This window comes from Salmonella sp. SAL03688 (assembly GCF_046551895.1).
GTDB classification, from domain to species: Bacteria; Pseudomonadota; Gammaproteobacteria; order Enterobacterales; family Enterobacteriaceae; genus Salmonella; species Salmonella enterica.
Genome location: NZ_JBGDVI010000012.1, coordinates 76474 through 99817 on the forward strand (window position 1 = coordinate 76474; position 23344 = coordinate 99817).

Consider the following 23344-nt stretch of genomic DNA (forward strand, 5'->3'; position numbering starts at 1 on the left):
ATCGCTTTTGCTTAATATTAACTTAATAATCTGTGTTTATCGTAATGAAGATAATCTGAATTGTTTTCGTCTGCGTTGCACTTTATATACTCAGGCGTTAAAACTTTAATATCTTATCAGGATGCGAAATACATCATGATTCATAATTAAGTTAATTCTGAGAGCGAATAATGAAAATCACGATATCCGGGACGGGTTATGTTGGCTTGTCTAATGGTTTGCTTATTGCACAACATCATGATGTGGTGGCGTTAGACATTGTTCCTTCCCGTGTTGAACTGTTAAATGATCGGATATCTCCGATTGTTGATAAAGAAATTCAGCAATTTTTGAAGGAAGATAACATCAGATTCAGAGCAACGCTGGATAAGTTTGATGCGTACCAGAATGCAGATTACGTCATTATTGCTACGCCTACGGATTACGATCCCAAAACCAACTATTTTAATACGTCCAGTGTGGAATCGGTCATTCAGGATGTGATCAGCATCAACCCCGCAGCCGTGATGATTATTAAGTCTACGGTGCCGGTTGGCTTCACGACGGCAATGCGTCAGAAGTTTGCGACAGAAAATATCATTTTCTCTCCGGAGTTTTTACGTGAAGGTAAAGCCCTTTACGATAACCTTTATCCCTCCCGTATCGTGATTGGGGAACAGTCTGAGCGCGCCAGAGAATTTGCCGCATTACTCCAGGAAGGCGCTATTAAACAGGAGATTCCGACGCTGTTTACGGACTCCACTGAAGCGGAAGCCATTAAACTTTTCGCCAATACTTATCTCGCTATGCGAGTCGCTTATTTTAATGAATTAGACAGCTATGCTGAAACGTTAGGATTAAATACCCGACAAATTATTGAAGGGGTGTGCCTCGACCCGCGTATTGGCAATCATTATAATAATCCCTCTTTTGGTTATGGCGGATATTGTTTGCCAAAAGATACCAAACAGTTGCTGGCTAATTATCAGTCGGTGCCTAATAATATTATCTCCGCTATCGTTGAAGCAAACCGTACGCGTAAAGATTTTATTGCCGACGCTATCCTCGCCAGAAAGCCTGAAGTGGTGGGCATTTATCGCCTGATTATGAAGAGTGGCTCCGATAACTTCCGCGCCTCATCGATTCAGGGGATTATGAAGCGCATTAAAGCGAAAGGCGTAGAGGTCATCATCTATGAGCCGGTAATGGAAGAAGATACTTTCTTTAACTCACGTCTTGAACGTGATTTGCACTGCTTTAAACAGCAGGCGGATGTCATTATTTCCAACAGGATGGCGGCAGAGCTTTTGGATGTCGCTGAAAAAGTGTATACCCGCGATCTTTTCGGTAGTGATTAATAAGGCAATCGGGGCTGATGAGTCCCGATGATTTATTGACCATATGGAAATAATGTCTGATTTTTATCATTAATCCTATGGCATATATTTGCTTTATGACTACACTGTCTCCAGCTTCATCCTTTTTTTAGTTAGGGTATCTATGACAGTGGATAGTAATATGTCTTCCGGGCGTGGGAACGATCCGGAACAGATTGATTTGATTGAGTTATTGCTACAGTTATGGCGTGGGAAGATGACCATTATTGTAGCCGTTATTATCGCCATTTTGCTGGCCGTAGGCTACCTGATGATAGCCAAAGAAAAATGGACATCCACGGCGATTATTACCCAACCTGATGCCGCGCAGGTTGCCACCTATACCAACGCGCTCAACGTTTTGTATGGCGGGAATGCCCCCAAAATCTCTGAAGTGCAGGCGAATTTTATAAGCCGCTTTAGCTCTGCGTTTTCTGCATTATCGGAAGCGCTGGATAATCAGAAAGAGCCGGAAAAGCTCACCATTGAACAGTCGGTAAAGGGGCAGCCGCTGCCGCTCTCGGTTTCTTATGTGAGTACTACCGCTGAAGGAGCGCAGCGTCGGCTGGCGGAATATATCCAACAGGTGGATGAAGAGGTCGCTAAGGAACTGGAAGTTGACCTGAAAGATAACATCACGCTGCAAACCAAAACGTTGCAGGAGTCCCTTGAGACGCAGGAAGTTGTGGCGCAGGAACAAAAAGATCTGCGTATTAAGCAAATCGAAGAAGCGTTGCGCTATGCGGATGAGGCCAAAATCACGCAGCCGCAGATTCAGCAAACCCAGGATGTTACCCAGGACACGATGTTCCTGTTGGGGAGCGATGCGCTAAAATCGATGATACAGAACGAAGCGACGCGTCCACTGGTCTTTTCTCCGGCCTATTACCAGACGAAGCAGACACTGCTGGACATTAAAAATCTGAAAGTGACTGCCGATACGGTGCACGTCTATCGTTATGTGATGAAGCCGACGCTGCCGGTCCGTCGCGATAGCCCGAAAAAAGCCATTACCCTCGTGCTGGCTGTGTTGCTGGGCGGGATGATCGGTGCCGGGATTGTGCTGGGACGCAATGCGCTACGTAGCTATAAGCCAAAAGCCTTGTAAGCTTCTTTGCCGGATGGTGGTCGGCTACGACAGGTAAAATTTCTCATTAAAAAACCGGGCATTGCCCGGTTTTTTTACGCTTATTGATGACGCTTACGAAGATTGTCGATCACGGTGGTGAGGTTGAGATCCTGATCCTGCAACAGCACCAGCAGGTGGTACATCAAATCAGACGCTTCATTGGTTAATTCAAAACGATCATTGACGGTGGCCGCCAGCGCGGTTTCTACACCTTCTTCGCCAACTTTTTGCGCAATACGTTTAGTACCGCTGGCGTACAGTTTCGCCGTGTAAGAGCTGGCCGGATCGGCGGTTTTGCGCTCTGCCAGTAGCTGCTCCAGTTGATACAGGAATAACCACTGATGGCTGGCGTCGCCAAAGCAGCTGCTGGTACCTTTGTGGCAGGTCGGCCCGACAGGATTTGCCAGCACCAGCAGTGTATCGTTGTCGCAATCCGGCGCAATGCTGACGACATTCAGTACATGGCCTGAGGTTTCGCCTTTGGTCCATAAACGCTGTTTCGTGCGTGAGAAGAACGTGACATGGCCGGATTCAATGGTTTTGTCCAGCGCTTGTGGGTTCATATAGCCCAGCATCAATACTTCGCCGGATACCGCATGTTGCACGATGGCTGGCATCAGGCCATCGGTTTTTTCCCAGTCCAGCTCGCGGCGTTGTTGCTCTGTTAACATATCCTGATCTCCACGCCCTGGCCTGCCAGGTACGCTTTTAATTCGCCAATATTGATGATTTGCTTGTGAAAAACGGAGGCGGCAAGCGCGCCGTCGACATCGGCATCACGGAATGCCTCAAGAAAGTGTTCCATCGTGCCCGCGCCGCCGGAGGCGATCAGCGGCACGCGGCAAACGTCACGGACTTTTTTCAACTGCGTCAGATCATAACCGTTACGCACGCCGTCCTGGTTCATCATATTCAGGACGATTTCCCCCGCGCCGCGCTGTTGTACCTCTTGCACCCAATCCAGCGTCTCCCACTGCGTCACGCGGGTACGGTTTTCATCGCCGGTATACTGGTTAACATGATATTTCCCCGTGGCGTCGTCAAACCAGGTATCAATCCCGACGACAATGCACTGTACGCCAAAACGGTCAGCCAGACGGGTAATCAGCGTTGGGTCAGCCAGCGCCGGGGAGTTGATAGAGATCTTATCCGCCCCGAAAGAAAGAATTTTGGCGGCGTCGTCAATTGACCGGATACCGCCCGCTACACAAAACGGAATGTCGATCACCTCGGCAACGCGCGCCACCCAGCTTTTATCGACTACGCGACCATCGCTGGAGGCGGTAATGTCATAGAACACCAGTTCGTCCGCGCCTTCGTCGGCATAGCGTTTGGCCAGCGGAACGATATCGCCAATGATCTCATGGTTGCGAAACTGTACGCCTTTCACCACCTGACCATCACGAACATCCAGACACGGAATTATACGTTTTGCCAGCATTGGATGGCCTCCTTAACGGTAAATTTCCCTTCCAGCAGAGCGCGTCCGACAATCACGCCGCGCACGCCGGTGCCGCGCAGGGCGGCAATATCATCGATATCGCCAATACCGCCGGAGGATTGAAAGGCGATCTGCGGATATCTGGCGCATACCTCTTCGTACAGCGAAACGTTAGAGCCCGCCAGCGTGCCGTCGCGAGAAATATCGGTACACAGTACATGTTTCAGGCCGACGGGGAGATAGGTCTCCACCAGTTGTTCCAGCGAGACGCCGGAATTTTCCTGCCAGCCGCTAACCGCCACCTGCTTGTTGCCGTGTTCGTCTATGCGAACGTCCAGCGCCAGCACCAGCGCCTGCGCGCCAAAACGTTCAAACCAGCCTTTCACCACGTCAGGGGATTTCACCGCCGTTGAACCGATGACCACACGGGCAACGCCAGCTTTCAGTAATGCCGCAACGTCTTCTTCGGTACGCACGCCGCCGCCGACCTGAACAGGCACGTTCACGCCCGCGACCAGGGTTTTAATCAGCGGTATCTGTCGCTTAGCCGGATCTTTAGCGCCGGTCAGATCTACCAGATGCAGCACCCCGGCGCCCTGGGCGGCGTAATCCTGCAAACGGGGCAGGGGATCGTTACCGTAATCCCGCTGCCGGGCGTAGTCGCCCTGGTGGAGACGCACCACGGTGCCGTCAATTAAATCTAATGCCGGAATAATCATTACATCTCCAGGAAGTTTTTCAGCAACTGTGCGCCCGCCGCGCCCGAACGTTCCGGATGGAACTGTACGCCGAAGAAATTATCTTTCTGTACCGCCGCGGTAAACGGCTCGCCGTAATTGCACTGGGCGATAGTCCACGGGTTGACCGGCATCGCGTAGCTGTGAACAAAGTAAAAATAGGCGCCATCTTCAATGCCCTGAAACAGCCGGTTGCCCGCCTGCGGATACACGCGATTCCAGCCCATGTGCGGCAGCGGCAGACCAAAGTCGGTCATTTTCGGCACGTCTTGTTCGATAATGTTCAGCAGATCCACGCCGCGCGTCTCTTCGCTGCGACGACCCAGCAGTTGCATCCCTAAGCAGATACCCAGTACCGGCTGAGTACACGCTTTAATTAAGTCGATCAGTTCACGTTCGCGCAGTTGATCCATAGCGGCCTGCGCCGTACCGACGCCGGGCAGAAAGAGTTTGTCAGCGCGTAATACGATTTCCGCTTCGCGGCTGACCACCGGGGTGTAACCGTGGCGCGCCACGGCGGATTTTACCGAGCTTAAATTGGCGCAGCCGGTGTCAAGGATGACGACGTTCATCACAGCACTCCTTTCGAGGACGGTAATGTATCGCCCTCCACGCGAATAGCCTGGCGTAGCGTCCGACCAAAGGCTTTAAACAAACTTTCGACACGGTGGTGATCGTTCTTACCCTTAGTCTTGAGATGCAGAGTGACGCCCATCGTGTAAGAGAGTGAGCGGAAAAAGTGTTCAATCATCTCTGTGCTCAAATCGCCCACACGCTGGTAGGTAAATTCAGCTTTATATTCCAGATGCGGACGACCGGAAATATCCAGCGCGCAGCGCGCCAGACATTCATCCATCGGCAGGACAAAGCCAAAACGACAGATACCGCGCTTGTCGCCGAGTGCCAGTTTTAATGCCTCACCGAGCGCCAGTCCGGTATCTTCTACCGTGTGGTGATCGTCGATATAGAGATCGCCCTTAACGGTAATCTCCATGCGAAAGCCGCCGTGGGTGGCGATTTGATCGAGCATATGGTCAAAGAAGCCGACGCCGGTATTAATCTTGCTGTTGCCTTCGCGATCCAGCCAGACGCTGACATCAATCTGTGTCTCTTTGGTGTTGCGGACCACATGCGCATAGCGATCGCGTTTCGTTAGCTGTTCGCCAATCATCGTCCAGTTCAGCGTTTCACGGTGATAGCGTAAACCAGTAATGCCCATGTTATCAGCGAGCTGGATATCGGTCGCACGATCGCCAATCACATAGCTGTTGGCGCTATCCATCGCTTGTTCCGCAAGATAACGCTCCACCAGCTTCACTTTGGGCTTGCGGCAGTCGCAATCGTCTGCGGGCAGGTGAGGGCAGATCAGCACCTCATCAAAGCGTACGCCCTGAGAGGTGAAAATCTGCATCATCAGGTTGTGCGGTCCGTCGAAGTCCGCCTGCGGGAAGCTTTGCGTGCCAAGTCCATCCTGGTTAGTGATCATCACCAGCTTAAAACCGGCTTTTTGCAGCTTCAGCAATACGGGAATCACCTCTGGCTCAAAGGCCAGTTTATCAAAGCGGTCTACCTGAAAATCGCTTGGCGGTTCGGAAATTAAGGTTCCGTCCCGGTCGATGAAAAGATACTTCTGACTCATACTGGCTCCGCACGTAAGGCGTCAATGACGCGCTGGTTTTCCTGGCGGGTGCCGACCGTAATCCGCAGGCAGCCGCTTAAAGAAGGTTGTTTATTCTGATCGCGTAAGATAATGCCCTGATCCCATAAGGATTTAAACACGCTGCTGGAGGCGGTAAACCGCGCCAGAATATAGTTGGTTTCAGAGTCAAAGACGTGTTCTACGCAGGCGGTCTGTTGCAGGGCATTCACCAGATACTGACGTTCCTGCACTGTCTGCGCCACGCGATCGCGCATTGCGTTTATTCCCTGCGGACTCAGCGCCTGGGCGGCGATATCCGCCACTGGCGTAGAAAGCGGATAAGGGGCGATCACTTTTAACAGCAGGTTGATCACCTCTTCATTAGCCAGCGTAAAGCCGCAGCGCAGACCCGCCAGCGCAAAAGCTTTCGACAATGTGCGCAGGATAACCAGATGAGGATATTCAACCAGCCAGCCTGTCAGCGTGGCCTGCGGGCAAAACTCAATATAAGCTTCGTCGGCGACGACTATCGCTTTACCGCGTGTCAACTCCAGCAGCGTGCGCAGATCCTGCGGGTTGATAAGTTGCCCGGTGGGGTTATTAGGGCTACAAACGAACACCACTTTTGTGCCGTCAAGGTTGTCGGAAATCCCCTGTAGATCCAGCTGCCAGTTTTCAAGCGCGGGAACCGTCCGGCGCTCTACGCCAATGGTTTCGGCGCTGACGCTGTACATACCGTAAGTGGGCGGACAGTAGAGAATGGCGTCTTTCCCCGGTTCGCAGAAGGCGCGGATCACCAGCTCGATCCCTTCATCCGCGCCGCGGCTGACCAGCACCTGCTCCGGCTTTACGCCAGCATATTGCGCGTAGTTTTCAATCACGGCCTTTGGCTGGCATTCCGGGTAACGGTTAAGCGTTTGTTGGGTGAGCTGAAACTCCACCGCTGTCGGGAATTCATTCGCGTTCAGCCAGACATCGCCGTTACCGCCCAGACGGCGGGCAGACTGATACGGTACCAGGTTGCGGACATTTTCACGGGCTAAGTCAGCGACGCTGAGAGTGTTTTCAGTGCTCATGCTTGCTCCTTGAGGGCGTTTACGCGCAGGGTCACGGCATTTTTATGGGCGGTCAGACGTTCTGCCGCCGCCAATGTTTCAATGGTTGATGCCAGAGCGGAAAAGCCCGCTTTCGACAGTTCCTGAACGGTCATCCGTTTCTGGAAATCCGCTAACCCAAGGCTGGAACAGGTAGCAGTATAGCCATAGGTCGGTAAAACATGGTTGGTTCCGGAAGCGTAATCACCGGCGGATTCCGGCGACCAGTCGCCGAGAAATACCGAGCCTGCGCTGGTAATCGCATCCACCAAATCGCGCGCATTGCGCGTCTGGATGATTAAGTGTTCCGGCCCATACTGATTAGAGATGGCGACGCACTGCGCTAAATCTTTGGTCACAATCAGACGACTGGCGCTCAGGGCCTGCCGGGCGGTGTCCGCGCGCGGCAGTTCCGCCAGTTGACGTTCTACCGCCTCCGCCACCTTGCGGGCAATGTCAGCATCAGGCGTCAGCAGGATCACCTGGGAATCCGGGCCGTGCTCAGCCTGGGAGAGCAGGTCAGAAGCGACGAAATCCGGTGTTGCGCCGCTGTCGGCGATCACCAGTACTTCAGACGGCCCGGCTGGCATATCGATAGCCGCGCCGTCGAGACGCTGGCTGACCTGACGCTTGGCTTCGGTTACAAAGGCGTTGCCGGGGCCAAAAATTTTATCCACTTTCGGTACGGACTCGCTGCCGAAGGCCAGAGCGGCAATCGCCTGCGCGCCGCCGACGTTAAAGATTTCCTGCACGCCACACAGTTGTGCCGCATAGAGGATTTCATCAGCGATGGGCGGCGGCGAGCACAGAACCACGTTCTGACATCCCGCAATACGCGCCGGCGTCGCCAGCATCAGCACCGTTGAGAAGAGCGGAGCCGAGCCGCCGGGAATATACAGACCGACAGACGCGACGGGACGCGTAACCTGCTGACAACGTACGCCTGGCTGGGTTTCCACATCTACAGGCGGTAGCGTCTGCGCGGAATGGAACGTTTCAATATTTTTGACGGCAGCGGCCATCGCCTGTTTTAATTCGTCGCTCAGACGCGCGCCGGCGGCGGCGATCTCTTCAGGGGTGACGCGTAGCGCTGTCACTTCTGTTTTATCAAATTTAGCGCTGTATTCACGCAGGGCATCGTCACCGCGTGTTTTTACATTATCCAGAATATCGCTGACCGTCCGGGTAATACTGTCAGAGGCGGAAATCGCCGGACGCGTCAGCAGCGCACGCTGCTGTTCAGGGCTACAGCTGTTCCAGTCAATCAGGGTATTGAAGCTCATGGTCTTTACTCCATCACAGGGTTCCGCCTTATCCGGCCTACTGAACCCAAAATATCAACGCATTACGTAGGCCTGATAAGCGCAGCGCCATCAGGCGTCAGATCACTCCATCATCTTCTCGATCGGCAGTACCAGAATCGAGCTGGCGCCAAGCGCTTTCAGTTTCTCCATGGTTTCCCAGAACAACGTTTCGCTGCTGACCATGTGCATCGCCACGCGCTGTTGCTCGCCCGCCAGCGGCAGAATTGTCGGCCTTTCGGCACCTGGCAGCAGGGCGATAACCTCTTCCAGGCGTTCACTTGGCGCGTGCATCATGATGTATTTCGATTCGCGCGCCTGAATCACGCCCTGAATACGGGTCAGCAATTTATCGATCAGCTGTTGCTTGCTCTGTGCCATTTCACCGTCGCGCTGAATCAGACAGGCTTTAGAGCGGTAGATAACTTCGACTTCACGCAGGCCGTTAGCTTCAAGCGTCGCGCCGGTAGAGACCAAATCGCAGATAGCGTCGGCCAGCCCCGCGCGCGGCGCGACTTCGACAGAACCATTTAACAGACACGACTTAAAAGAGACGCCTTTCTGGTCGAGGTAGCGTTTGAGGAGGTGCGGATAAGAGGTAGCGATACGTTTACCGTCCAGCGCGGCCGGGCCGTCCCAGGCTTCGTCAACCGGCGTTGCCAGCGATAAACGGCAGCCGCCGAAGTCAAGACGGCGCAGGGTAAAATAGCGCGGATCTTCGCCCTGCGCGCGGCGATTGAGTAGCTCTTCTTCCAGCACGTTCTCGCCGATAATGCCGAGATCGACCACGCCATCCATCACCAGACCCGGAATGTCATCATCACGCACGCGCAGGATATCAATCGGCATGTTTTCCGCCATCGCAATCAGGCGCTGAGTGTGTAAATTAATTTTTATGCCGCAGCGGGCCAGCAATTCTCGTGAATCATCGCTTAAACGGCCTGATTTCTGAATAGCTATGCGTAAGCGGGTGTTGTCTAACATTCTGCGTTCCTCTTTATCCTGTCTGAACCGGTCTGTATCGCGCGCCAAAAAAAAGCCCCCGGAAGATGATCTTCCGGGGGCTTTCTCATGCGTTCATGCACCACTGGAAGATCTGAATGTCTTCCAGCACACATCGCCTGAAAGACTAGTCAGGATGATGGTGATGATGGTGGTGTTTAAATTGAACGCGTGTCATAAAAATTCCGATGAATGCTTATTCATTTGATACCTTTAACCTAAACCACTTTTACGCCTTAAAGCAAGCGCTTTTTTCATTTCGCATTTATAGTATGAATTGTCAGTCACGGCGGGCTGGCGTAGCCTTATGTATAAGGCGTTAAAGTCAGGAGAAAATGGATGAAAAAGGTCGCAATTGTCGGTTTAGGTTGGTTAGGCATGCCGCTGGCAATGTCGCTGGCAGCGAGAGGCTGGCAGGTTACCGGCAGCAAAACCACCCTTGACGGGGTGGAAGCGGCCCGTATGAGTGGAATTGAAAGCTATCCTCTGCGTCTGGAGCCGGAGCTGGTCTGTGAGGCGGACGATCTTGACGCTCTGCTGGATGTCGATGCGCTGGTGATAACACTGCCCGCGCGCCGTAGCGGTCCAGGAGAGGATTTTTATCTGCAGGCGATGCAGGAGCTGGTCGACAGCGCGCTGGCTTATCGTATCCCGCGTATTATTTTTACCAGTTCGACGTCTGTTTACGGCGATGCGCAAGGCGTGGTGAAAGAGAATACGCCGCGTAATCCGGTCACGGCCAGCGGGCGTACCCTGAAGGAACTGGAAGATTGGCTGCATAATCTGCCGGGCACGTCAGTAGATATTCTGCGGCTGGCGGGGTTGGTCGGGCCTGGACGCCATCCCGGACGTTTCTTTGCCGGAAAAACCGCGCCGGATGGTCAACACGGGGTCAATCTGGTGCATCTTGAAGACGTGGTTGGCGCAATTACCCTCTTGCTACAGGCGCCAAAAGGGGGGCACATCTATAATATATGTGCGCCGGCGCATCCAGCCCGCAACGTGTTTTATCCGCAAATGACGCGCTTGCTGGGAATGGCGCCGCCGCATTTTCGTGACGCACCGGACAACGGCAAAGGGAAGATTATCGACGGTAGCCGGATTTGTAATGAGCTGGGATTTGAATATCAATATCCCGATCCGCTGGTGATGCCGATGGAGTGAGTCGCTGTCCAGCAGGTGGTCGCCATATAGCGCAAGGGGACGAGTATGAAACCACTGCTGGACGTTCTGATTATTCTTGATGCGTTAGAAAAAGAAGGCAGCTTCGCGGCGGCGTCGGCAAAATTATTTAAAACGCCGTCCGCCCTCAGTTATACCGTTCATAAGCTGGAAAACGATCTTAATATCCAACTGCTCGACCGTAGCGGGCATCGCGCGCGATTTACGCGAACCGGTAAAATGCTACTGGAAAAAGGCCGTGAAGTGCTGCACACCGTTCGCGAGCTGGAAAAGCAGGCGATTAAACTGCATGAAGGCTGGGAGAACGAACTGGTCATCGGTGTGGATGATACCTTTCCCTTTTCTCTTCTGGCCCCGCTTATCGACGCTTTTTATCAACGCCACAGCGTGACGCGCCTTAAATTTGTCAATGGCGTTCTCGGCGGTTCATGGGAGACGCTGACGCAGGGAAGGGCGGATATTATTGTTGGCGCCATGCGCGCGCCGCCGCCTGACACCGGCTTTGGCTTTGCAAGACTGGGCGATCTTGAACTGGTGTTTGCTGTCGCTCCGCATCATCCGCTGGTTCATGAAGAGGAACCGCTTAGCCGCCAGACGATCAAACGTTTTCGCGCGATTGTGGTTGGCGATAGTGTCCATTCCTCGCGATCAATAGGGTCTGAACTGCTCGACGCTCAGGAAGCGATTACCGTGTTTGATTTTAAAACCAAGCTGGAGCTGCAAATTAGTGGCCTGGGATGCGGCTATTTACCGCGTTATCTGGCGCAGCGATTTTTGGAAAGCGGCGCGCTTATAGAGAAGAAAGTTGTGGCGCAAATCGTCTATGAACCGGTGTGGGTTGGCTGGAATGAACAGACCGCCGGGCTGGCCAGCGGCTGGTGGCGGGATGAAATTTTAGCAAATAATGCTATTGCTGGGGTGTATGCAAAATCGCCGGTTTAAAAATCAATCGCTTATGAAAAATAATTTTTTGAACGCGCTCGCATTCTCTTGTCATTTCACTTCAATTTAGGGCAGAATACGCCGCTTGCAAAAAATGACACTAACCGACGTTTTAATACGCGTCGGTTATTTTTTTGCTTCAAACACATCATTCAATACCAAGAGGCCGGGCTTCGTACCGGATAGATACTTACTTAAAAATCGACAGTTGTTGTCGCTGAGGAATCCAGAAAATGGGGCAATTTTTTGCTTACGCGACGGCATTCGCCGTAAAGGAGAATGACCATGTCGCATAACGTTACTCCAAACACCTCTCGCGTGGAATTACGTAAAACGCTTACGTTAGTTCCGGTTGTAATGATGGGTCTTGCCTATATGCAGCCGATGACGCTGTTCGATACATTTGGTATCGTTTCAGGCCTCACTGACGGTCACGTACCGACGGCGTATGCATTCGCGTTAATCGCGATTCTGTTTACGGCGTTGAGCTACGGGAAACTGGTGCGTCGCTACCCTTCCGCGGGTTCGGCGTATACCTATGCCCAGAAATCCATCAGCCCGACCGTTGGCTTTATGGTGGGTTGGTCTTCTCTGCTCGATTATCTGTTCGCGCCGATGATCAACATTCTGTTGGCGAAAATTTATTTTGAAGCGCTGGTGCCCTCCATTCCGTCATGGGTGTTTGTCGTGGCGCTGGTGGCCTTTATGACGGCCTTTAACCTGCGCAGCCTCAAATCGGTCGCTAACTTCAACACCGTGATTGTAGTGCTACAGGTGGTGCTGATTGCGGTCATTCTGGGCATGGTGGTTTATGGCGTATTTGAAGGCGAAGGCGCCGGTACGCTGGCGAGCACCCGTCCGTTCTGGTCCGGCGATGCGCACGTTATCCCGATGATTACGGGAGCGACGATCCTGTGCTTCTCCTTTACCGGCTTTGACGGCATCAGTAACCTGTCGGAAGAGACCAAAGATGCTGAGCGCGTGATCCCGCGTGCGATTTTCCTGACCGCGCTGATTGGCGGCCTGATCTTCATCTTTGCAACCTATTTCCTGCAATTGTACTTCCCGGATATCTCTCGCTTTAAAGATCCGGATGCGTCTCAGCCGGAAATCATGCTGTACGTGGCGGGTAAAACCTTCCAGGTTGGCGCGCTGATCTTCTCTACTATCACCGTACTGGCTTCCGGTATGGCGGCGCATGCAGGCGTAGCGCGCCTGATGTACGTGATGGGGCGCGACGGCGTATTCCCGAAAAGCTTCTTCGGTTACGTTCATCCGAAATGGCGTACGCCAGCGATGAACATCATCCTGGTCGGGGCGATCGCGCTGCTGGCGATTAATTTTGACCTGGTGATGGCGACGGCGCTGATTAACTTTGGCGCGCTGGTCGCGTTTACCTTTGTTAACCTGTCGGTGATTTCGCAGTTCTGGATCCGTGAGAAGCGTAATAAAACGTTGAAAGATCACTTCCAGTATCTGTTCCTGCCGATGTGCGGCGCGCTCACGGTTGGTGCGTTGTGGGTTAACCTGGAAGAAAGCTCAATGGTACTGGGCCTGATCTGGGCGGGTATCGGGCTGATTTATCTGGCGTGCGTAACTAAAAGCTTCCGCAACCCGGTTCCACAGTACGAGGACGTCGCGTAATCGCGCGTATTATCGGCAATAGTAAAACCGGAGGCAGTGCCTCCGGTTTTTTGTCTGTCATCCAGCACGTTTGCCGGATGGCGGCGTCACTATTTATCCGCTCTGAATTAACAATGCCCGTCAGGCATTGGTCAATTACACAATCTCAGTTGCGTACTGCCACAGTGATTTCAGCAACCCCAGCTTCGTTTTATCTTCCGCATACTGCTGAGAAAGCATCTGCAATTCATTGGCATACTGTTGTAAAAACTCCGGCGTCAGCACCTGACGGCGATGCTCCAGCCAGCGCTGCTGCTCTGCGTCATCCAGCGTACCGGGAAAATTGCGTGCGCGGTAATTAAACAGCAGCTTCTCAATGCGCTTATCGACAAAGGTAATATCCAGCGCGGGCAGGTTACGCGGCTCGGTTTCGAGTACGATTTTCATGGCTGCGCGATCGGCATCGCTGAAAAAACCATCATAGAGCTGGGCATCAACGTTATCCGAGGCGGCAAAAGGTTCGGCTTCGGCAAAAATCGCCACCACTTTGTCGCGGACCTGCGGGTTTTCACGCAACACTTTCAGGTTATCCAGGCAGTGCTGGCGGTTAATTCCCAGCCGGTCGGCATCCTCCGGGCGCAAGGTATTCGCCTGCGCCAGTACCGGACATTTATTGATATGCACCAGCTTTACCGGCACTGCGACGTGATCGCCAAGATCGGCTTTGGCCGTATAAAGCCGCTCTCGAAGGGTGTCGCTGTCCAGCTCAAGAAGAGGAGAAATATCGCCTGCTAAATCGACCATGATCACCGCGTTACGGTTTTCAGGATGCCACGCCAGCGGCGCGACCCAGCTTGTATTACCGCGCCACGCGCCAAACATGCCGGAGACATGCACCAGCGGCTTCATTTGCGGGACGTCAATCAGCGCCGCCAGTTTATGTTTACTGCGGTGGCTATAAAGATAATCAAACAGCCGCGGCTGGCGTGTTTTCACCAGTTGCGCCATCGCAATAGTGGCGTAGACATCCGCCATCGCATCATGCGCGTTGCTGTGTTCGATCCCGTTCGCCTGGGTTAAATGTTCCAGACGAAAGCTGGGCAGGCCGTCGTCGTTTTCCGGCCAGTTAATTCCCTCCGGGCGCAGCGCATAACAGGCGCGCATGACATCCAATAGATCCCAACGTGAATTATCATGCTGCCAGCTCCAGGCGTAGGGATCGTAAAAGTTGCGATAAAAAATATTGCGAGTGACTTCATCATCAAAGCGCACATTGTTGTAGCCTACAACGCAGGTTTTAGGAACGGTAAACAGCGCATGAATGCGTCTGGCGAAGGCGGCTTCGTTTTCTCCTTTCTCACGCGCTTCCTGCGGCGTGATGCCGGTAATCAGCACCGCGCCGGGCTGCGGTAGATAATCATCGGCGGGTTTGCAATAAAACACCTCCGGCTCGCCAATAACGTTGAAGTCGTTATCCGTACGGAGCGCGGCGAATTGCGCAGGTCTGTCGAGGGCCGGATGCGTACCGAAGGTTTCGTAATCGTGGAAGAGGAATGTGCTCTGTATGCTGTCGTTTTTAACTGTCACTTGATGTACACGCCTGATGTTATCTGTATATGAAATATTTTATTCTTTTATTTTGTCGTTGATTGATTGTATTTGTACACCAATTGATATTGTTGCTAATGTTCGTACATGCGATGGTGAGTACATAAACATTAAAATCATTGAGTACAAAATACTAAAATGACCATCAGCGACACTAAGCTACGCTCCCTCTATGGTAAACCATATTCCGGCCCATCTGAAATTACTGATTCTGATTTAGTACTGTATGGAATTTAGGCCAGGGTCAATCTGGCCGGGATCTCAAAAATGCATGGACTAAAACGGGTCTATTTACAGAGGGACACAACGCTGTGTCCCTTAATTCCATGCGGGTTGAGGCTGGACTAGGCCCAGGCCAGTGGCAGGATGGATGACAGAACACTCGGGAAATATTTTCTGGCATGACGTTGCATACTATCCGCCACAACGCTGGTACAGGTAAAGGCGCCATGGAGGCCGTGAAAACGGTCGGACCACTCGGTAAACTGTTCGCTGGATGGGAATATCGCCGGAGACAGCTCCCAGGCTTTCTGCATCAGCGCCTCCGCATAGCCTCTCAGGGCCGGCGGAGAGTCATGCTCAGTGCCGAAAATGGCGCTGGAGGAATAGCGTGCGAATGCGGTACTGAGACAGAACAGGGTTTCCGCCTGCTTCTGTGGGGTGGCGTCCGTCAGGTGATAAGCACTGAGGATGTGCTGGTAGTGTGGCGGGCTGAGTTTGCCTTCAGGAAGCAAGGGGTCAAAAATGGTGGCCAGACGCGACACTGAGGCATCATCAATCAACTTCACGGTGGAATGTTTCTGGTTCGTGGCGGCAATAAACTGCTGGTTCAGCTCCCCGTGCTCTTCAGTGCTGAGGATGATATCAATCAGCTCCCCAAAGCGTCGCTGCGTGGCCTGCTGATTAAATGCGGCGAGAAACACCGGAAAGTCATGACGGAATAACTCTACCGGAGAGATTTGCGCGGTGGAAACGTTCTCTCCGGCTCGCAGCAGGTAAAAGTTGTCCCATGCAGTGTCAGGAGTGGGGTTTAGCATTGTTAACAGCGTGTCAGTGGAGAGCATCATCGCCGTGTCTGAATCCTGGGAGGAAAGCAGCAGGAAATTATCTGCAGCGCGGGTTGTCCAGTCCGGGCTGCCATCATAATTGCCGAAGAGCCCATTATGGATGTGGGGAGACACCGCCGGGTGAGCAAGATACTGTTCATAAAGCGCTGCAGCTTTCTGGCGGGTGCCATCAGTGCAGTCCACGCCTGTCATACAGTGTAAAATCACCTGATTAAAGAGTCCGCTGTGAGTGGTCATGGCGGCGCTGTTCCTGTCAAACGAATCCAGCAACACAGGCAGTATGCGCTGCTGATAATATGTGTCAGGAGCCGGCAGGGGAACGTCATTATAGGTCTGGCACTGGTGGGCAAAAAAACGTTCCTGAACAGGCCCGAGCCACTCGCTGATAAGCGCACTTTGCGTATAGGGGGGGTGGGCCAGTACGCTTACCAGCGAACTTTCAACTGGCCGGATACATGCCTCTGTTAAGCGGCCACCCCGCAATGACTTAACCAGGTCTTCCATTGCCTGGACTTTTTCCTGACTGTATTTATCGGGCAGGCTGTCAATGGTCATCAGAATACTTTTACCATTATTGTGCTCATGATTTAAAAATCCATCCACAGCGTTCTCAGTCCAAAGGAGTGGCATTTGCAGCCAGATATCACCTAGACGAATAAAATTTCCGCCCCCTGACACTGACGGAGGTGATGAATTATCCGGTTCATTTAAAATAACGCCAGAGAGGTTGGCTTTGTGACGTATAAGCGTATTTTTTAATGTTGTATCAATAAAAGAGGGCTGTTGTTGTGTAGTAATTGAATACTGTAAAAACACTTCATTCATGTCTGAATTACTAAATTTCGTATTACTGCAGACTACATCACTCAGTGTCGAATAAGTGAATCGGCATTCGTCAAAATGTAAATGAGATATATCAGAATAAGTAAATTTTGAATTTGAAAAGTTGAACCCCTTAATAATATCGCCGTCTCGCTCCATGAAGCTGGGGGGCAATATTTTGCTGAATGTAATATTACGGAAATCTGCGTTTGAAAAATCGCGATCTGCGGCCGTAAGGGTTTCTCCGGCTTTCTGTCGTAAAACTGCATCCGTGAGTTTCTTAGCCCAGTCGGCAGGTGATGACGGGGAAGACGTAGCCTGAAGTGAGAGGGAGGGGGATACTGGTGGTGTTCTACCTTCAGAAACCGTGGGCCTGTTATTGGCTGATACAGAGACTCCACCGGGGAGCGGGGCCGCACCTGTCATTCTGTAATTATAATCACATGTTTGATTTGCAATATGCTTACGCATGAATGCTGCATTCATTTTTGAGACATCTTCTGCTGAAATATTTTTCTTGCCTGCATTATTTGTATCTTTAATATTTTTAACAGTAATCAATGTTTTGTTTAAGGTGTTTTTATCTTTCGGCTGAAAGAAGTCTTTTATTTTTTGTGGTAACGCGAACTCAATCGGTGAGTCCTTTCCTGTTTTAAATTTTTCATTTAAAGATGTATGCGTGTTTTTAACACTGGTTATTTTTGAGGCGAGCCCGTTTTTCGTATGCTCACGAATAGAGGTAATTAATTTTTTAACCTGGTTAGGAATAGTAGAAAAATTAATTGCGCCTGATGATATCTTCATTAGAATTCCTTATCAACATCATTATGGAAAAACGGTCTGGATTTTTAACGCCTTAAAAGTAAGCTTCATATGTCGGTATGGCGATGGAGATCACAATTCACCATGTTATCTGGCAGGTTTCTTTCAGAAAGTGTCCATCCTGTCATCATGTCACCGTATTGTGGGACGCTGACGTATCTGCGGAAAAATCAAGGCATAAGGGAGCGGGTCGGGTAACGAAGCCCGTGTGCACGCAAAAGTAAACCCGCTTCGATGCGCAACCAGCGTTTTTCACCGGCATTCGGGATATCGTCGGCGGACGTTCCGGCGCGTATGAGAAAGAACTGCGTAAAGCGCGTGAAATCGCTTTTCAGGAAATAATCGTTTTCTTTTAAATATTATTACGTGTTATTGGAATTGTATCATTTTTATAATTAACAGCGGGTTGTTTGGTAATTCTGCTGATTATTCAATGACAGTCCATGTGCGTGTTCAGGAAATGTAAAATATTTATAAAATAAAAGGTTTTATCGTGTTGACATGCTCATTTTAACAACTATTTCAAATTGTGATTGAAGCCGACATTTCATAATACAAATTAAATATAATCTTCAGCTATATCTAATAACAGGAGGTTATATGAGCATTAGTCGTCGTTCTTTTTTGCAGGGGGTAGGCATCGGCTGCTCTGCCTGCGCGCTGGGCGCTTTTCCGCCCGGGGCGCTGGCGCGCAACCCGATTGCCGGCATTAACGGTAAAACCACGCTAACGCCAAGTTTGTGCGAAATGTGTTCCTTTCGTTGCCCTATTCAGGCGCAGGTAGTCAATAACAAGACCGTTTTTATCCAGGGCAATCCTTCTGCGCCGCAGCAGGGGACGCGCATATGCGCCAGGGGCGGGAGCGGCGTCAGCCTGGTCAATGACCCGCAACGGATTGTAAAACCTATGAAACGCACCGGGCCACGCGGCGACGGTGAATGGCAGGTGATTAGCTGGCAACAGGCTTACCAGGAAATCGCGGCGAAAATGAATGCCATCAAAGCGCAGCATGGCCCCGAGACCGTGGCTTTCTCTTCCAAATCGGGCTCGCTCTCCAGCCATCTTTTCCATCTGGCTACGGCCTTTGGTTCGCCTAATACCTTTACTCACGCCTCAACATGCCCTGCCGGGAAAGCCATTGCGGCAAAAGTGATGATGGGCGGCGATCTGGCGATGGATATCGCTAACACGCGCTATCTGGTTTCGTTTGGCCACAATTTGTATGAAGGGATTGAAGTTGCCGATACCCATGAGTTAATGACCGCGCAGGAGAAGGGGGCCAAAATGGTGAGCTTCGATCCGCGTTTGTCGATATTTTCCAGCAAGGCGGATGAGTGGCACGCTATTCGTCCCGGGGGGGATTTAGCGGTTCTGCTGGCGATGTGCCACGTCATGATTGATGAACAACTCTACGATGCGTCTTTTGTTGAGCGTTATACCAGCGGATTTGAACAGTTAGCACAGGCGGTAAAAGAGACGACGCCGGAATGGGCCGCCGCGCAGGCCGATGTCCCAGCCGACGTTATTGTCCGGGTGACACGCGAACTGGCCGCCTGCGCGCCTCACGCTATTGTCAGTCCTGGTCATCGCGCGACGTTCTCGCAGGAAGAGATCGATATGCGGCGTATGATTTTTACGCTTAATGTGCTGCTCGGTAATATTGAGCGCGAAGGCGGGCTATATCAGAAAAAAAACGCGTCTGTTTACAATAAACTGGCCGGAGAAAAGGTCGCGCCAACGCTGGCGAAACTCAACATTAAAAATATGCCGAAACCGACGGCGCAACGCATCGATTTGGTCGCACCGCAGTTTAAATATATCGCCGCTGGCGGTGGCGTGGTGCAAAGCATTATTGACGCGGTGTTAACCGAGAAGCCTTACCCGATAAAGGCGTGGATTATGTCGCGGCATAATCCTTTCCAGACCGTCACCTGTCGTTCGGACCTGGTAAAAACCGTTGAGCAACTGGATCTGGTGGTCAGTTGCGATGTCTATTTGAGCGAGAGCGCGGCGTATGCCGACTATCTGCTGCCGGAATGCACCTATCTCGAACGGGACGAAGAGGTATCGGATATGTCGGGACTGCACCCGGCTTACGCTCTGCGCCAACAGGTCGTAGAGCCGATTGGCGAGGCGCGTCCAAGTTGGCAAATCTGGAAAGAGCTGGGCGAGCAGTTGGGATTAGGACAGTACTATCCGTGGCAGGATATGCAGACGCGCCAACTCTATCAGTTGAACGGCGACCATGCCTTAGCGAAGGAACTGCGACAGAAAGGGTATCTCGAATGGGGCGTTCCGCTGCTATTACGCGAACCAGAATCCGTTCGCCAGTTTACGGCGCGTTACCCCGGCGCTATCGCGACGGACAGCGACAACACCTATGGCGAACAGCTTCGCTTCAAATCGCCCTCCGGCAAAATCGAACTTTATTCCGCAACCCTGGAGGAATTGCTCCCAGGCTACGGCGTTCCACGCGTTCGTGACTTTGCGCTTAAAAAAGAGAATGAGCTTTACTTCATTCAGGGCAAGGTGGCCGTGCATACCAATGGCGCGACGCAGTACGTACCTTTACTCAGCGAGCTAATGTGGGATAACGCGGTCTGGGTCCATCCGCAAACGGCGCAAGAAAAAGGTATTAAGACCGGCGATGAGATCTGGCTGGAAAATGCTACGGGTAAAGAGAAAGGTAAGGCGCTGGTGACGCCCGGTATCCGTCCGGACACGCTTTTTGTCTATATGGGATTTGGCGCTAAAGCTGGGGCCAAAACGGCGGCGACGACACACGGTATCCACTGTGGCAATTTACTGCCGCACGTGACGAGTCCGGTATCCGGTACGGTAGTGCATACCGCAGGCGTGACGCTGAGCCGGGCATGAGGGAGGAGGGAACCATGAATCATTTAACGAATCAGTACGTCATGCTGCATGATGAAAAACGTTGTATCGGCTGCCAGGCGTGTACCGTTGCCTGCAAAGTGCTTAATGACGTACCGGAGGGATTTAGCCGCGTACAGGTACAAATTCGCGCCCCTGAACAGTCATCCAACGCACTAACCCATTTTCAATTTGTCCGCGTCTCCTGTCAGCACTGTGAAAATGCGCCATGTGTCAGCGTTTGTCCTACCGGAGCGTCATATCGTGATGAAAACGGGATCGTGCAGGTGGATAAATCGCGCTGTATTGGCTGCGATTATTGTGTTGCCGCGTGTCCTTTCCATGTGCGCTATTTGAATCCGCAAACCGGTGTCGCCGACAAGTGTAACTTCTGTGCCGATACGCGGTTGGCGGCTGGCCAGTCTCCGGCGTGCGTATCCGTTTGCCCAACGGACGCGCTGAAATTCGGCAGACTGGATGAGAGCGAGATCCAGCGCTGGGTCGGTCAGAAAGAGGTCTATCGCCAGCAGGAAGCGCGTAGCGGCGCGGTCAGTCTGTACCGTCGTAAAGAAGTCCATCAGGAGGGTAAAGCATGAATACTATCTGGGGAGCGGAACTACACTATGCGCCAGATTATTGGCCGCTGTGGTTAATTTACGCAGGCGTCGTGGTGCTGCTCATGCTTGTTGGGCTGGTTATCCATGCGTTATTGCGCCGGATGCTGGCGCCAAAAACGGCGGGTGGTGAAGAGCATCGTGACTATCTCTACTCGCTGGCGATTCGCCGTTGGCATTGGGGAAATGCGTTACTGTTTGTTTTATTACTGTTAAGCGGTTTATTTGGTCATTTTTCTCTCGGCCCTGTAGCGCTAATGGTACAAGTGCATACCTGGTGTGGTTTTGCCTTACTGGCTTTCTGGGTCGGGTTTGTGCTGATCAATCTCACCACAGGTAACGGGCGTCACTATCGGGTAAATTTTTCCGGACTGGTAACGCGCTGCATACGCCAGACGCGTTTTTACCTTTTTGGCATTATGAAAGGGGAAGCGCATCCGTTCGCGGCAACAGAGCAGAATAAGTTCAATCCACTGCAACAACTGGCATATCTGGCGATTATGTACGCGCTGGTACCGCTGTTAATCATCACCGGTTTGCTGTGTCTCTATCCGCAGGTTGCGGGTCTGGGCCCTGTGATGCTGGTGCTGCATATGGCGCTTGCTATCATCGGCTTACTGTTTATTTGCGCGCATCTCTATCTGTGTACTCTTGGCGACACGCCGGGACAAATTTTCCGTAGCATGGTTGACGGCTATCATCGTCATCGTACCGCGCCGCGCGGGGATAAGTCCGCCGTCTGAGCGTATCCATAAAATAATGTCAGCAAGAAAATGTGCCTTGTGTCACATTTTCTTGCAATTTATCCATGTTTGTTTAACTGAACTTCCGTAAAAAGAACGGCAAATAGAGACCATCCTGAGGACATGCTGTTGAAACGCCGTTTGTTTATTGCCGCTTCTTTATTCGCGATGCACCTTTCTCCTGCGCTTGCGGCCGATGCCGTAAGTTTTGCTCCCCAACCGCCAGCCATTGATGCAGGCGCCTGGGTGTTGATGGATTACACTACGGGACAGGTTCTTACCGCCGGTAATGAACACCAGCAACGTAATCCCGCCAGCCTTACCAAGCTAATGACGGGCTACGTCGTCGATCGCGCCATCGATAGTCATCGTATCAGCCCTGACGATATCGTCACCGTTGGGCGCGACGCCTGGGCGAAGGATAATCCGGTGTTTGTCGGCTCCTCGTTGATGTTTTTAAAAGAAGGGGATCGCGTGTCGGTACGCGATTTAAGCCGTGGCTTAATTGTGGATTCCGGTAACGATGCCTGTGTGGCGCTGGCGGATTATATCGCGGGCGGGCAGCCGCAGTTTGTGGCGATGATGAACAGCTATGTGAAAAAACTCAATTTACAGGATACCCATTTTGAAACCGTCCACGGTCTGGATGCGCCGGGACAACATAGCTCCGCGTATGATCTGGCCGTACTCTCCCGGGCGATTATTCACGGCGAACCTGAATTTTATCACATGTACAGCGAGAAAAGCCTGACCTGGAACGGCATCACGCAGCAGAACCGCAACGGCTTGTTATGGGATAAGACCATGCATATCGATGGGCTTAAAACCGGACACACATCGGGGGCGGGATTTAATCTTATCGCATCGGCGGTGGACGGGCAGCGCCGACTTATCGCCGTCGTGATGGGAGCGAAAAGTTCGAAAGGTCGTGAGGAACAGGCGCGAAAACTGTTGCAGTGGGGCCAGCAAAACTTTGCGACGGTGCAGATTTTGCACAGCGGTAAAAAAGTGGGCAGCGAGCGAATCTGGTATGGAGACAAAGAAAAGATTGCGCTGGGTACGGAACAGGATTTCTGGATGGCGCTGCCCAAAGCGGAAATTCCGCATATCAAAGCAAAATATGTGCTGGATAGAAAAGAGCTGGAGGCGCCAATCGCCGCCCATCAACGGGTAGGTGAAATAGAGCTCTACGATCGGGATAAACTGATCGCTCAGTGGCCGCTGGTCACTCTGGAATCGGTGGGTAAAGGCGGTATGTTCTCTCGTCTGAGCGACTATTTTCAGCATAAAGCGTAAGCCGTTGTCACACACCGTTCACCGTCATCTGAGGTGTCAAAAGGGCGGGATTG

At 52.0% G+C, this 23344-nt stretch carries 21 protein-coding genes, 2 pseudogenes and 1 other annotated feature; of the genes and pseudogenes, 12 read left to right on the top strand and 11 right to left on the bottom strand.

Features of this window, described 5'->3' with window-relative positions; translation table 11 throughout:
* Positions 1 to 170: 170 nt before the first annotated feature.
* Together ugd and wzzB are read left to right on the top strand one after the other, a co-directional pair.
* Entirely contained in the window at positions 171 to 1337 is a 1167-nt protein-coding gene (gene ugd / locus ACLJR2_RS13820) for a UDP-glucose 6-dehydrogenase (protein WP_000704828.1), read from the top strand.
* A 142-nt stretch (positions 1338 to 1479) separates the two neighbouring features.
* Positions 1480 to 2463 (top strand): LPS O-antigen chain length determinant protein WzzB, encoded by a 984-nt coding sequence (wzzB, locus tag ACLJR2_RS13825; RefSeq protein ID WP_000215244.1) that lies wholly within the window; start codon positions 1480 to 1482, stop codon positions 2461 to 2463.
* 80 nt (positions 2464 to 2543) lie between these two features.
* Here wzzB and hisIE read toward each other — a convergent pair whose 3' ends face one another.
* From hisIE to hisL, 9 genes are all read right to left on the bottom strand, one after another.
* Positions 2544 to 3155: a bifunctional phosphoribosyl-AMP cyclohydrolase/phosphoribosyl-ATP diphosphatase HisIE gene (gene hisIE, locus ACLJR2_RS13830; protein ID WP_000954846.1), complete on the bottom strand. Its 612-nt coding sequence runs from the start codon at positions 3153 to 3155 to the stop codon at positions 2544 to 2546.
* A complete protein-coding gene (hisF, locus tag ACLJR2_RS13835; RefSeq protein ID WP_000880125.1) occupies positions 3149 to 3925 on the bottom strand; it encodes an imidazole glycerol phosphate synthase subunit HisF in 777 nt (258 codons plus the stop codon). Before hisF ends, hisIE begins: the two co-directional genes overlap by 7 nt.
* Positions 3907 to 4644: a 1-(5-phosphoribosyl)-5-[(5-phosphoribosylamino)methylideneamino]imidazole-4-carboxamide isomerase gene (gene hisA, locus ACLJR2_RS13840; RefSeq protein ID WP_000586406.1), complete on the bottom strand. Its 738-nt coding sequence runs from the start codon at positions 4642 to 4644 to the stop codon at positions 3907 to 3909. The genes hisF and hisA overlap by 19 nt, the downstream gene beginning before the upstream one ends.
* On the bottom strand, positions 4644 to 5234 hold the full coding sequence (gene hisH / locus ACLJR2_RS13845) for an imidazole glycerol phosphate synthase subunit HisH (RefSeq protein ID WP_001103591.1): 591 nt from the start codon (positions 5232 to 5234) through the stop codon (positions 4644 to 4646). The genes hisA and hisH overlap by 1 nt, the downstream gene beginning before the upstream one ends.
* The gene (gene hisB, locus ACLJR2_RS13850) at positions 5234 to 6301 is read right to left on the bottom strand and encodes a bifunctional histidinol-phosphatase/imidazoleglycerol-phosphate dehydratase HisB (RefSeq protein WP_000080050.1); all 1068 of its coding nucleotides are present in this window, start codon (positions 6299 to 6301) and stop codon (positions 5234 to 5236) included. Before hisB ends, hisH begins: the two co-directional genes overlap by 1 nt.
* Entirely contained in the window at positions 6298 to 7377 is a 1080-nt protein-coding gene (hisC, locus tag ACLJR2_RS13855) for a histidinol-phosphate transaminase (protein ID WP_000102715.1), read from the bottom strand. Before hisC ends, hisB begins: the two co-directional genes overlap by 4 nt.
* The gene (gene hisD / locus ACLJR2_RS13860) at positions 7374 to 8678 is read right to left on the bottom strand and encodes a histidinol dehydrogenase (protein ID WP_000009622.1); all 1305 of its coding nucleotides are present in this window, start codon (positions 8676 to 8678) and stop codon (positions 7374 to 7376) included. Before hisD ends, hisC begins: the two co-directional genes overlap by 4 nt.
* Before the next feature lie 102 nt (positions 8679 to 8780).
* Positions 8781 to 9680 carry an ATP phosphoribosyltransferase gene (hisG, locus tag ACLJR2_RS13865; RefSeq protein ID WP_000886600.1) on the bottom strand — a complete coding sequence of 300 codons (900 nt, stop codon included), beginning with the start codon at positions 9678 to 9680 and terminating at the stop codon, positions 8781 to 8783.
* 46 nt (positions 9681 to 9726) lie between these two features.
* Positions 9727 to 9850 (bottom strand) — a sequence feature (His leader region).
* Positions 9826 to 9876, bottom strand: coding sequence for a his operon leader peptide (gene hisL, locus ACLJR2_RS13870; protein ID WP_001364200.1), 51 nt, complete (start codon positions 9874 to 9876; stop codon positions 9826 to 9828). (Overlaps the previous feature by 25 nt.)
* A 161-nt stretch (positions 9877 to 10037) precedes the next feature.
* On the opposite strand from hisL, the gene ACLJR2_RS13875 reads away from it, so the two are divergent.
* The 4 genes from ACLJR2_RS13875 (at position 10038) to plaP (ending at position 13466) form a co-directional block, all read left to right on the top strand.
* On the top strand, positions 10038 to 10862 hold the full coding sequence (locus ACLJR2_RS13875) for an SDR family oxidoreductase (RefSeq protein ID WP_000754712.1): 825 nt from the start codon (positions 10038 to 10040) through the stop codon (positions 10860 to 10862).
* 45 nt (positions 10863 to 10907) lie between these two features.
* Positions 10908 to 11822, top strand: coding sequence for a LysR family transcriptional regulator (locus ACLJR2_RS13880; protein ID WP_000803316.1), 915 nt, complete (start codon positions 10908 to 10910; stop codon positions 11820 to 11822).
* A gap of 233 nt (positions 11823 to 12055) precedes the next feature.
* On the top strand, positions 12056 to 12118 hold the full coding sequence (yoeI, locus tag ACLJR2_RS13885) for a membrane protein YoeI (protein ID WP_096335044.1): 63 nt from the start codon (positions 12056 to 12058) through the stop codon (positions 12116 to 12118).
* On the top strand, positions 12108 to 13466 hold the full coding sequence (gene plaP, locus ACLJR2_RS13890; RefSeq protein WP_001519005.1) for a putrescine/proton symporter PlaP: 1359 nt from the start codon (positions 12108 to 12110) through the stop codon (positions 13464 to 13466). The genes yoeI and plaP overlap by 11 nt, the downstream gene beginning before the upstream one ends.
* Before the next feature lie 135 nt (positions 13467 to 13601).
* Here the strand turns inward: plaP and sbcB are convergent, their stop codons facing one another.
* Positions 13602 to 15032, bottom strand: coding sequence for an exodeoxyribonuclease I (gene sbcB / locus ACLJR2_RS13895; RefSeq protein WP_000216702.1), 1431 nt, complete (start codon positions 15030 to 15032; stop codon positions 13602 to 13604).
* 159 nt (positions 15033 to 15191) lie between these two features.
* Between sbcB and ACLJR2_RS13900 the strand changes: the two are divergent.
* A pseudogene (locus ACLJR2_RS13900) lies at positions 15192 to 15269 on the top strand (hypothetical protein); the annotation flags it as partial.
* 128 nt (positions 15270 to 15397) lie between these two features.
* On the opposite strand, the gene sopA reads toward ACLJR2_RS13900, so the two are convergent.
* Entirely contained in the window at positions 15398 to 17746 is a 2349-nt protein-coding gene (gene sopA / locus ACLJR2_RS13905; RefSeq protein WP_001533751.1) for an SPI-1 type III secretion system effector HECT-type E3 ubiquitin transferase SopA, read from the bottom strand.
* A 266-nt stretch (positions 17747 to 18012) separates the two neighbouring features.
* On the opposite strand from sopA, the pseudogene ACLJR2_RS13910 reads away from it, so the two are divergent.
* From ACLJR2_RS13910 to dacD, 5 genes and pseudogenes are all read left to right on the top strand, one after another.
* Positions 18013 to 18105, top strand: a pseudogene (locus tag ACLJR2_RS13910) (heavy metal-binding domain-containing protein); the annotation flags it as partial.
* Between the two features lie 259 nt (positions 18106 to 18364).
* Positions 18365 to 20641: a thiosulfate reductase PhsA gene (gene phsA, locus ACLJR2_RS13915; protein ID WP_000028233.1), complete on the top strand. Its 2277-nt coding sequence runs from the start codon at positions 18365 to 18367 to the stop codon at positions 20639 to 20641.
* Between the two features lie 14 nt (positions 20642 to 20655).
* Positions 20656 to 21234 carry a thiosulfate reductase electron transport protein PhsB gene (gene phsB / locus ACLJR2_RS13920; RefSeq protein WP_001016242.1) on the top strand — a complete coding sequence of 193 codons (579 nt, stop codon included), beginning with the start codon at positions 20656 to 20658 and terminating at the stop codon, positions 21232 to 21234.
* The gene (gene phsC / locus ACLJR2_RS13925; protein ID WP_001092553.1) at positions 21231 to 21995 is read left to right on the top strand and encodes a thiosulfate reductase cytochrome B subunit; all 765 of its coding nucleotides are present in this window, start codon (positions 21231 to 21233) and stop codon (positions 21993 to 21995) included. Before phsB ends, phsC begins: the two co-directional genes overlap by 4 nt.
* Positions 21996 to 22118: 123 nt before the next feature.
* Positions 22119 to 23291, top strand: a complete 1173-nt coding sequence (gene dacD / locus ACLJR2_RS13930) for a serine-type D-Ala-D-Ala carboxypeptidase DacD (RefSeq protein ID WP_000925044.1) — start codon at positions 22119 to 22121, stop codon at positions 23289 to 23291.
* The last annotated feature ends 53 nt before the right edge of the window (positions 23292 to 23344 follow it).